The sequence below is a fragment of the Streptomyces sp. NPDC056503 genome (assembly GCF_042794995.1).
Classification (GTDB): domain Bacteria; phylum Actinomycetota; class Actinomycetes; order Streptomycetales; family Streptomycetaceae; genus Streptomyces.
The window spans coordinates 1-10,312 of the sequence record NZ_JBHTST010000203.1 but is presented as its reverse complement, the minus strand read 5'-3'; the positions used below and the strand labels follow the sequence as shown (position 1 = coordinate 10,312).

13 protein-coding genes are annotated in these 10,312 nt (G+C 72.3%); 12 read left to right on the top strand and 1 reads right to left on the bottom strand.

The window, feature by feature from the left end; genetic code table 11:
- From ACFQ8C_RS35130 to ACFQ8C_RS35100, 7 genes are all read left to right on the top strand, one after another.
- Positions 1-480 (top strand): hypothetical protein (locus ACFQ8C_RS35130; protein WP_383465737.1); only part of this gene is annotated, 480 nt, incomplete at its 5' end.
- Positions 481-724: 244 nt separating this feature from the next.
- Positions 725-991, top strand: a complete 267-nt coding sequence (locus ACFQ8C_RS35125; protein WP_383465739.1) for a WhiB family transcriptional regulator — start codon at positions 725-727, stop codon at positions 989-991.
- A 291-nt stretch (positions 992-1,282) separates the two neighbouring features.
- The gene (locus tag ACFQ8C_RS35120; RefSeq protein ID WP_383465735.1) at positions 1,283-1,612 is read left to right on the top strand and encodes a hypothetical protein; all 330 of its coding nucleotides are present in this window, start codon (positions 1,283-1,285) and stop codon (positions 1,610-1,612) included.
- A gap of 116 nt (positions 1,613-1,728) precedes the next feature.
- Positions 1,729-2,103 (top strand): hypothetical protein, encoded by a 375-nt coding sequence (locus ACFQ8C_RS35115; RefSeq protein WP_383465733.1) that lies wholly within the window; start codon positions 1,729-1,731, stop codon positions 2,101-2,103.
- Between the two features lie 139 nt (positions 2,104-2,242).
- Complete coding sequence (locus tag ACFQ8C_RS35110; protein ID WP_383465731.1) at positions 2,243-4,426, top strand: DUF2637 domain-containing protein; 2,184 nt, start codon at positions 2,243-2,245, stop codon at positions 4,424-4,426.
- Between the two features lie 208 nt (positions 4,427-4,634).
- On the top strand, positions 4,635-5,291 hold the full coding sequence (locus ACFQ8C_RS35105) for a hypothetical protein (RefSeq protein WP_383465729.1): 657 nt from the start codon (positions 4,635-4,637) through the stop codon (positions 5,289-5,291).
- 1 nt (position 5,292) lies between these two features.
- A complete protein-coding gene (locus ACFQ8C_RS35100) occupies positions 5,293-5,511 on the top strand; it encodes a hypothetical protein (RefSeq protein ID WP_383465727.1) in 219 nt (72 codons plus the stop codon).
- 385 nt (positions 5,512-5,896) lie between these two features.
- Here the strand turns inward: ACFQ8C_RS35100 and ACFQ8C_RS35095 are convergent, their stop codons facing one another.
- Positions 5,897-6,268, bottom strand: coding sequence for a hypothetical protein (locus ACFQ8C_RS35095; protein WP_383465725.1), 372 nt, complete (start codon positions 6,266-6,268; stop codon positions 5,897-5,899).
- A 52-nt stretch (positions 6,269-6,320) separates the two neighbouring features.
- On the opposite strand from ACFQ8C_RS35095, the gene ACFQ8C_RS35090 reads away from it, so the two are divergent.
- From ACFQ8C_RS35090 to ACFQ8C_RS35070, 5 genes are read left to right on the top strand one after another with little or no spacing between them, the layout of a single operon-like run.
- Positions 6,321-6,791, top strand: a complete 471-nt coding sequence (locus tag ACFQ8C_RS35090) for a hypothetical protein (protein ID WP_383465723.1) — start codon at positions 6,321-6,323, stop codon at positions 6,789-6,791.
- Between the two features lie 23 nt (positions 6,792-6,814).
- Positions 6,815-7,207: a hypothetical protein gene (locus ACFQ8C_RS35085; RefSeq protein WP_383465722.1), complete on the top strand. Its 393-nt coding sequence runs from the start codon at positions 6,815-6,817 to the stop codon at positions 7,205-7,207.
- A gap of 13 nt (positions 7,208-7,220) precedes the next feature.
- A complete protein-coding gene (locus ACFQ8C_RS35080) occupies positions 7,221-9,437 on the top strand; it encodes a hypothetical protein (protein WP_383465720.1) in 2,217 nt (738 codons plus the stop codon).
- Positions 9,434-9,904: a hypothetical protein gene (locus ACFQ8C_RS35075; protein WP_383465718.1), complete on the top strand. Its 471-nt coding sequence runs from the start codon at positions 9,434-9,436 to the stop codon at positions 9,902-9,904. Before ACFQ8C_RS35080 ends, ACFQ8C_RS35075 begins: the two co-directional genes overlap by 4 nt.
- Before the next feature lie 17 nt (positions 9,905-9,921).
- On the top strand, positions 9,922-10,134 hold the full coding sequence (locus tag ACFQ8C_RS35070; RefSeq protein ID WP_383465716.1) for a hypothetical protein: 213 nt from the start codon (positions 9,922-9,924) through the stop codon (positions 10,132-10,134).
- Positions 10,135-10,312: the final 178 nt, after the last annotated feature.

Here is a 10,312-nt window from a genome sequence, read left to right as displayed (position 1 = left end):
GGCCGGGGCCGTCTGCTCCCGTTCCTGCCCGCTCACCGCACCCCGGAGGTCCTGATGCCCGCCACCCAGACCCTGACGTCCCACCGGCCCAGCATCGACGAGGTGGTCGACGCCGAGACGCTCGCGCTCCTGGACGAGCTCGACGTCCCGCTCTCCGCCGACTTCGACGACGCCGAGGTCGACCTCGACGTCACCTGGGGCACGCCGCTGGAGATGCACGAGCCGGCGTGCACCGCCAGGGAGATGCGCCGGTACGCGGCCGTAGTCCTGACCGTCCCGCCCGACCGCCGCCAAGAGCTCGCCCTCGCGCACGGCGCCGAGATCTCCGCCCGCGTGGACGCTGGCCGCGACATCCTTGCCGCCGATCCCTCGATCGCCGCCCGTGTCCGCGAGCGCCTGGTCGACGTCCTCATCCCCCACGCCGCCCAGCTGCGCCGGGCGATCCGCTCCGGCTGCCGCCCCGAGTACGCCGCCGCCTGACCAACCGGCTCCGGACGGACGCCCACGATCAACGGCCACCCCTACTGCGCTGAGGGGTGGCCGCTGGTCGTGGCCGGTCGTACGACCCGCCAAAACGAGCGACAGCCCCGGGGATTGCGCCCCCGAGGCTGTCCAGGACCTGACTGGAGGACCTGATGCCCGACAGCATCGCACAGCACCCGACGGACTCCGACACGGACATGGACGAGGCCCTGCGCCGCGTCCGCTCGGGACGGTGACCACCATGGACTGGCGCCACAACGCGGTCTGCCGCGAGGAAGACCCCGAGCTGTTCTTCCCCATCGGCACCACCGGGCCCGCCCTGCTGCAGATCGTGGAAGCCAAGTCCGTCTGCCGCCGCTGCCCCGTCATGGAGGCGTGTCTGCAGTGGGCGCTGGAGTCCGGGCAGGACGAGGGCGTCTGGGGCGGCCTGTCGGAGAACGAGCGGCGGGCGATGAAGCGCCGCGCCGCCCGCAACCGCGCCCGCGTCGGACAGGGGGCGACGGCATGACGAACATCCTGGCCGTCCTGACCGCGCCCCTGCGGCACCTGTGGCAGTGCCCCACGTGCAGCTGCTGGTGGGAGACCCCGTCCTGCCAGAAGTGCTGATCCGACACCGAGCGTCGCTCCGCCGACTGTCGGGCTCCCGGTCACCGTGACCGCCGACCGGGAGCCCGATCAAGATCCCTTCCCGCTTGATCGCACGCGCCTTCACCGGCAGCCCGCCTGACGGGCCGCCGGCCTTTCGCACGCCCTCTCCCGGGCATCGGCTTGGGCCGACGCCCGTCATCCAGGAGGCACCATGCGCACCATCCGCCGCGACGGCTGGACCGCCGCCGACTACGACTCCGAGCAGATCCTCCACCAGCTCGGGCACCGCGACGCCGCCGCCCGGGTCACCCGGGCCCGCCGCGCCCGCCCGCTCCGCCGGGCCTGGCGCACGCTGCGCGCCCGGCTCCGCCGCCCCGCCCTCGCCGAGACGCTGGCGCCGGGCATCGACTGGGTCGCGGCCCGGGCGGCGGCCGACGCCGTCAACCGTGGCGACACCGACGAGGCCGACCGCATCGTCCAGGCCACCGCCGACCCGCGCGGCACCGCCTTCGCGGCCTTCCGCTTCGTCGGCGTCAAGTGACCCCTTCCTGCCTGTCGGTTGCCTCCCCCGCCCGTCCCGGCCCGTGTGCCGGTACGGACGGGGCCGAGGGGAGCCGGACAGCACGGCCCCACCCACCAGCACACCGAGGTGACCTCGTGCGCGACAGCGCCCAGCACGCCATCACCGTTCCCGCCGCCGGGTTCTGCCAGGGCCAGTACGTCCTGTACCGCGACCCGGAGAACTTCTGGACCGAGGCCGGCCACACCTTCGTCTGCCGTGTCGACCGGGTCGGCCTCCACAACACCTACTACCTGACCCCGCTGGCGGCGGGCCGCCCGATCCCCTTCGCGAGCCCGGACTACATGCGGCTGCTGCCCGCCGCCGACGCGATGCGCGACATCGACACCGCCCCGCTGAACAGCGACGGCACGGTCGACGACATGACCGCGGCCGCGATGGCGTGGCTCACCCAGCAGCGCGCGACCGCCAACCAGCGGCCCGAGCTGCCCGAGCTGCCCGAGCACTGCTGACCACTGCTCACGCAGACAGCCCTCCAAGCCCCCGGCATTTCAGCTGCCGGGGCCTCGGAGGGCCTGGTCACGACCCTACCGGCCGACGCCGATCCGCGGTGACCTCTTGCACGAGGCGCCGGAAAGAGAGGACATCCCCGTGGCCAACACCACCACCCGGCGCAGGCGCAAGCCCGCTCCGACCGCGAAGACCCGAGGCGGGAACGCCAAGACGTCGGCGCCTCTGGACACCGTCCCCACCCAGGCCGCCGCCCCCGAGACGAGCGTGCCGCCGGTGTTCGAGGAGGCCGACCCGGTCCTGGCCGACACCGCCGACCGCGGCGCCGACCTGCGGGACCTGGCCACCGACGACGCCGCGCGGATCCTCGCCGACGGCGAGCAGCGGGCCGCTGAACTCCTGGACGGCGCCCGGACCGAGGCCGCTTCGATCACCGAGGCGGCCACGGCCGAGCAGACCCGGCTCCTGGCCGCCGCGACGGCCGACGCCGACCGGATGCGCGAGGAGGTCGCCACCAGCGCGGCCGCGGACGCCGAGCAGGTCCTGGCCGACGCCGAGACGAAGGCCGAGCAGCTGCTCGCCGGCGCGCGCGGCCAGGCCGACACCGCCACGACGACCGCGACCGCCGAGGCCGAGAAGGTCATCGCCGACGCCCGCCGCCAGGCGCAGGAGGTCACCGCCACGGCGGCCGCGCAGGCCGACGAGGTGCAGGCCCAGGCCGCCCGCGCCGCCGAGAAGGCCCTCGCCGACGCGGAGGCCAAGCGCGCCGAGCTGCTCGCGGCTGCGGAGCGCACCGCGGCCGAGACCCGCACCCGTGCCACCACCGACGCCGAACAGTTCCTGCAGCGGGCGCGTGGCGAGGCCGACCGGATGCGCGAGAGCGCGGACGACCAGGCCACGCAGGTGCGGGCCGGAGCCGAGAAGGCCGCGGCCGGGCTTCGTCAGGACGCCGAGCGCGCCCTGGACGACGCCCGCGCCTCCGCCGAGGAGCTGCGGTTCGTCACCGGCAAGGACGTCGCCTGGCTGCGCGAGCAGGCGGAGACGGACGCGAAGACGGCCCGGGCGGCGGCGGCCAGGGCCACGGCCGATCAGGCCGCCGCTGCGCAGGTGCGTGCCGAGGCGGAGCGGATCCTCGAGGCGGCGACGCAGCGCACCGTGCAGCGGGCCCGCCGCCGGGAGATCAAGGCGGAGTCGCGCGCCAAGCGGGCCAAGGCCCGCAACGACGCCCGGCCCGCTGGCGGAGTGCCGCCGCTGTCCGGGCAGGAGCTGCTCCTGGTCGTCGGGATCGTCCTGGCGGCCGCGGTCGTCTCCACCCTCGGCCTGCTCTCCTCCTACACCGCGTTGGAGGCCAAGGCCGCCGCGTGGGGCTGGGAGTGGCCGTGGCTGCTGCCGGTCGGCATCGACGTCGCCATCCCCGCGTTCACCGGCGCCAACCTGATCCTGATCCGGATGGGCATGGAGCTGCGCTGGATCCGCTGGGTGCCCCGCGTGCTGACGGCGGTGACCGTCTACCTGAACTGGAACGCCTCCGACTCCGCGTCGGGCCGCATCGGGCACGCCGCCCTCACCCTGCTGTGGGTGGTGTTCTCGGAGATCGCCTCCCACGTGTACGCCACGAGGATCGGCGCGGTCACCGGCAAGGTCAGGATGGAGACGGTGCGGCGCTCGCGCTGGATCCTCGCCCCGCTCCCCACCGCCCGGCTGCGCCGCCGGATGATCCTGTGGGAGATCACCTCCTACGACGAGGCGCTCACCCGCCTTCAGCAGGAGACCTGGCTGCGAGCGCGCCTGCGCGAGCAGTACGGCCTGCTGTGGCGGTGGAAGGCTCCGCTGGAGCAGCGGATGGCGCTCAAGCTCGGCTCCGCGCCCGCCGCGCTGGCCGACACGCTCACCCCCGACGACGCTCACACCATCGAGCGCGTCGAAGAGAGCGCTGACGCTCACGACGCTCACCCGGAACCGAGCGGCGCTCACCCCGAGATGAGCGCGCTCACCCTCGGGGATGCCGACGGCGAGCGTGAGCGTCCGGCGCTCACCGCGGGCGCTCACACCGATGAGCGCACCGCCGAGGACGACGACGCTCACCGAGCGGACAGCCCTCGAACGCGCAGCGAACGGGACGCGCTTACCGAGCGCCGCCACGACCGCATCCGCCTCCTCTACACCGAGCTCGGGCGCCGTCCGCAGTGGACGGAGATCCGCGACGCGCTCACCGACGCGGGCCTGTCTGACGAGCCCGTTTCCCGCCCCACCGCCCAGCGCCTGCGCGAGCAGGTCGAAGAGAGCGCCCAGGACGCGCTGGCGAGCGCGAAGGCGAGCGCCTGAGCACCTGAGCGCCCGCACCCCTCGCACCATCCCTGCCGCTCATGGTCGCCCCCGGTCCGCGCTCACGCTCCCGAGTGTGAGCGCGGACCGGTGACGGCCACGGCCGGCAGGCCGCTCACCCACACATGCCGCCGCTGAACTTCGCCTCCGGCCCGCCGGAGACGGACTTGAGCGGTCGCGACCACCGAACCGAGAGGAGCCACCAGCCATGTCCGGCATCGACTGGGACAAGGAGCTCAGCCTCATGACCCCCCAGCCCCAGCCCCCGACCCCTCAGACCCCCGCCCCTCAGGCCCCGGAGAAGTCGGAGAAGCCTGCGACCTCGAGGTTTTCCGCCGCGGTCGACGGGATGCGCCGCAACACCGCGGCCCTCGCCGTGTGCGGCACGATCGCCGTCGTCGCCGTGTGCGGAACGGTCATCGCCGTCACCAACATGCAGGCCGACGAGGCCGCCCAGGACCGTGCGCGCGCCCAGCAGGACGCCGCGAACGCCCTGGTCGAGGCCGAGGCCGACAAACAGCGGGCAAAGATCGAGGAGTCCGCGGCCAAGGCCGCGTACGAGCGGGAGATGACCGTCTACCGCGAGTGCATGAAGGGCCGCGCGGCGTCGGTCGCCAAGGCGTCCTCCTGGGAGGTCTCCCGGATCCCCGAGTGCCCGGCCCCGGTCTTCAGCGGCACCTCCGCCAGGGCCCAGCAGCCCGCCGGCGCCGGTTCCAGCAGCGGCATCACCTCCAGCCCGTGGCTGTGGGTGGCGCTCGTCGGCGGCGGCGGATTCATCGCCTACAAGAAGCTTTCCGTGACCTCCGGTTCTGGCGCGGTAACCCCCGTAAACAGCAAGGGATTCACCTTCGAGAAGGGTGCGTGACATGACGCTTCAGTTCTTCGCCCTCGCCCTGTTCTGCTGGGCCCTCTTCTTCACCTTCAAGAAGACCAAGGGAAAGCAGATGGTGGTGTGCATCATGCTCATCGTCTCCGGCATCTTCCTGCCGTACACGCCGTTCAGCGAGTCGATCCGCGGCACGCTCGAGTCGGTTTTCAACACGGCGAACACGACCGTGAACAACATCGGCTCGGCGTCGCACTGAGTGACCGATCGCGGTTACCGGTTACCGGTTACAGCCCTCAGGGACCCCTCGAACCCCCCGCCGGAGTGTCCGAACCGGGGGTTCCGGGGGGCCTGTAACCGGTAACCGGTAACCGACCTCAACCACCCAGAGTCATAGAAGGGAGGGTCATGGAACTGCTCTTGCTCCTCGCCATCAGCTACGTGTTCGGCGTGGAGAAAACGCATGGGAAATACGAGCAGGCGGGAATGAAGAAACCTGCTGCTAAAACAAAAGAGAAGTGGAATCCGGCCCGGGCGCCGGACACATTCCGAAACACGCCGTACAACATCGCGGCGAAAACGCATTACGGCCTTCTGGCTGGCGCTCATATGGCCGGTGGCCTGCGTGACGGATGGCGCTCGGCTTACCTCAAGAAGCCAACCGATGCACCTTCCGTTTCCCCTTCCGCAGACCCCTCTGCGGCGAAGTCGTCGAAGGGGAAGCCGTCCTCGGCGACGCCGACGGGGACCTCGTCCTCGCCGACGCCGCCGACCGGATCTTCTTCCTCGGCGACCCCGCCGACGGGTTCTTCGTCCTCGACGGTGCCCCCGGCGGGGGCCTCGTCCTCGACGCCGCCGACGCCTCCACCGCCGACGCCTCCACCGCCGTCCGCACCTCCACCGCCGTCCGCGCCCCCACCGCCGACGGCGCCCCCTCCCCCGACGGCGCCTCCGCCGCCGACGACCCCGCCGGTGACGGTGCCGCCGGGGTCCGCAGTCCCGCCCGCGGGCACCATCCCGCGGCCCCGCCCCGTCCCCCTGCCCGACCACATCCGGAAGGACCCCGCGATGCAGCCCAACCCGCCCGTCCCGCACGCCGCGACCGTCGACGACAAGGGCATCCACGTCACGACCGCCGCCGGGAAGTCCCGCACCTACAGCGGCGGCGAGGTCATGACCCTCACCCAGGTCATCGACCTCGCCGACGGCTCGGCCACCCTGTGCCAGGCCAGCACCGACACCGCCCTGGAGCTCATGGACGAGGCCCTGGAGCTGGCCACCGACTGCGACACGCTCATCGCCGACATCACCGCCAAGGGCGTCGGCGCGAACCTGATCGCGAAGTGCGAGGTGCTCAAGGAGCAGCTCGACCTCCAGGCCGCCGCCGCCAAGGACGTCCACGACCAGATCCAGGGCGGCGAGGAGGCGTGCCGCACCGCCTCGGCGAACGCCGAGGTCCGGCACGGCGGGATTTTCCGGGCCGTCGCCGACTCCCCCCTGACCCGGCCCGCCGAGCGCGACTTCTACAACGCCCGCTGACCTAGAGACAGGAGAGGCCCCGCATGAGCGCCACCGAGACCCTGAAGGACGTCGCCACCTACGCGGCGCTGCGCACCAAGCTGGCCTGGCTTACCCACAAGGTCCACGCGCACGCCCAGACCGTCACCAAGCTCGCCGCGGACGTCGACGACGCCGCCGAGCAGATGCTGGACGCCGCCGAGACGATGAAGGCGCTGGCCGTCGACGACGCGACCACCAGCGAGTTCGCCGACGCGGCGCTGACCATGACCGGCGTCAAGGAGGCGGCCGGCGCTTACACGTCCGCCGCCGACAGCGCCGCCGCGGCCGCCGACGACGCGAAGACGACCACCGAGAACGACCACGGCGGCATCGCCGACGCCGTCGCCACCTCCCCCGTCGACATGGCCGAAGCCGGCTTCTACGCCCAGAGTTAAGGAGTCCAGGACCATGGGGCCGACCCGAGTTCAGTTCGTTCAGTACGCGCCTGCCGCGCTCGCGGTGGTGCCTCTCGTGGCCGGCCCCTGGTCCGCCCTCGCCGCCGCAGCGGCCGGAGCCGGAGCGTGGGCCGTCGGCGCCTCCGCTCCCGTTCTGCGGTCCCTGATCGCGTGCGGGCTCACGACCACCGGCTGCGGCATCGCCGCCAGCGAGGTCCTGGCCGCCGGCGTGAACCCGCTGATCGCGCTCGGGCTCGCGGTTCCGGCCGGGGCGGCCGCCCTCGCGCACCACCGCAACCTCGCCAGCCACATGCCCGCCGCCGAGCTCACGCCCGCGACCTTGACCACGGGCGCGGGGACGGCCACCGGGCAGACGTCGCAGGCGCAGCTCATCACCGCCTGGTGGCGCGAGTACATCTCCGGTCCCACCCAGACCGAGGGCCGCGTCCTCATCCAGGCCGGGGCCAGCCTGGAGCACCTCGGCCTCGAGATCGACGGCGAGCGCGTGGCGTTCACCGGGATCATCACCCTGCCCCAGGGGCAGCAGGTGCGGGTGAAGGCCGCCGACATCGCCTCCGTTTACCAGATCCCCGTCTCTCAGATCGAGCTGGGCGACCCCAAGCACTACGCGCCCAACGCCTTGCCGGTCACCGTGCATCTGAAGGTCCCGGCGGCGCAGCCGCAGATCGCGGCCGGTGCCCCCACAACTCCCGAGGAGCTGTGGGCCGCCTACGTCGGCGTACCGGAAGGCGCGATGCCCGGCACCTTCCTGACCGTCACCCGCTACGACGGGCCACTGGACTGGGAGGGCATCGCGACCCGCGACCGCCGGGCGATCGGCACCGTCAACCTCCAAGACCTCGCGGGCAACTTGGACCTGGAAACGATCCAGATCGCTCTGGCCCCCGGCGACAAGCCGTCGCAGATGGGGATCCGGGTGATGCGGGAGCACGCGCTGATGCACGGCACGATGCTCTCCTCGGTCCTGGACGAGCTGTCGATGGACTCGCGCGGCTACGTCCGCGCCGGCACCTACGTCGACGGCCGAGCCGCCCTCCTGCCCCTCGCCCAGCCCGGCTCCGGCGCCCGCCACCTCTACCTCGTCGGCGGATCACGGTCGGGCAAGTCGGGGCTGCTGGAACAGGTCCTGCTCTCCGCCCACCGCTCCGGCATCGCGGTGATCCTGGCCTCCCCGCAGGCCGGGACCATCGCCGGCGCCTCGCTGTCCGCGTATCTCGGGGACGGCCTGGACGAGGCGATGGGCGCGCTGCGCCTGGCCTACGCGCTGATGCTCGACCGCGAAGCCCGCTACCGCAGCCCGGCGTTCCCGTTCACCGACCCGCTGGTCCTGGTCGTCATCGACGAGGCCCACATGCTGCTGTCGGCCTCCTCCCCGTACCACGCGGAGGCGAAGGCGATCGTGGAGCAGCTGACCCGCCGGTCCCTCAAGCGGGGTATCGGCGTCGTGCTGGCCACCCAGACCCCGCTGGCCGAAGACCTCGGCAACTCCACGGTCATCCGCTCTCAGCTCCTCATCGGCGGTGGGGCGGTGTTCCTGCGCTGCGCGAAGGGGCAGGGCTCGCTGGTCGGGGCGAACGCGGTGGAGGGTGCGGAGGGCATCGACCTGTCGATGATCCCCTCGCAGTGGCCGGGCCAGTATGCCAAGGTCGCCGACCGGGACATGTCCGGCCTGGCCACCGAGGCCGCCGCCGCTCCTGAGGACGGCACCTTCGGCCTGGGCTACCTCCTCACCCCGGGTTCGCAGGCTGTGCAGTTCCGCTCCCTGCACCTGGACGTGCCGCCGGTCGCTCTGGCCGGAGGCGAGCCGGTGGGGATCGAGGACTGCGACGCCTGGCGTGAGCGAGACGCGATCGCCCAGACGCCGATGGTCGACAAGCGCGGCAAGAACCTCATCGGCAGCCTCGCCGACCTCCTTGCCGCGGCCGAGGGCGCCCTCTCCGCACAGGAGCCGGCGGCCCACCACATCCCCGCCGGTCTCCACGCCGTCCCCGGGCCCGCCCGGCCGGGTGGAGCACTGGCTGCGTCCGAAGGACAGGAGCTGATCAAGCCGCGCATCCTCGAGCTCCTGCAGGAGCACTCCATCCCGATGACCGCCGAAACCATCGCCCGGAAGCTCGAGACCTCTGCGAAGAACATCAAGCCCAGGTTGTCCGAGCTGAAGAAGCGGGGCGAGGTCACCAACGAGAACGGCCTGTGGAGGGCAGCATGAACACCCACACGAAGACCGACTTCAGCCCCGTCGACCAGGACCTGTACGCGGCGGCGTTCCGACTCCTCGACCCCGACCCCACCCCGGAACCCGCCGCCCCCGCCGCCCCTGCGGCCCTCACGGCGCCCGCACAGGCTCCTCTCATCGCCGTCCAGCCGGTGCGCCTGACCGGCCCGGTCGAGAAGACCCTCACCGACGCGCTCACGTTCCTCGACACCCACGGCTGGACCAGGTACAGCCTCATCAACACCGAGGGCGCCCGCTGCTCCATCGGCGCCCTGCGCGCCGCGGCCGGCGCGCGCAACGCCGCCTACTGCGACGCCGGGAACCTCCTCCTTGACGAGGCCCGCCGCCAGCACGGCAGGAAGTGGCAGACCATCCCGTCCTGGAACGACTCCCACAGCGGAGCGCAGGTGCGTAGCGTGTGGGAGGCCGCCATCCGGCGCGCCCACCACATGAGCATCTGACCCGGTTGGAGCTGCCCGTGTCGTTCTCGTTCACCAACCCCGAGTCGAGCCGCGACGACGGCCGGTCGTTCTCGTTCACCAGCCCGCAGCCGGGCGGCGACGACGGCCGGTCGTTCTCGTTCACCGGCTCGGACCCGGCCGACATCGACAGGCAGCTCCAGGCGATCACCGACATGGCCACTGAGATCATCCGCCGTGTCGAAGACGTCCGCAGGCAGATCAACACCTGATCGTCTTCTCCGCCCTGACGCGGAGACACCCGCACCCAGCTCGGCATTACGCCCCGCCCGGATCTCTTCCGATGCTGTTGGCGAATTCGGGGGCGCGCGTGACGTCGGCCTTCAAGACCCGGTTGTGGTCTTGAAGGCCGGCGGTGTCGGGTGGGGTGGGGTGGGGTGTGGTTGGAGG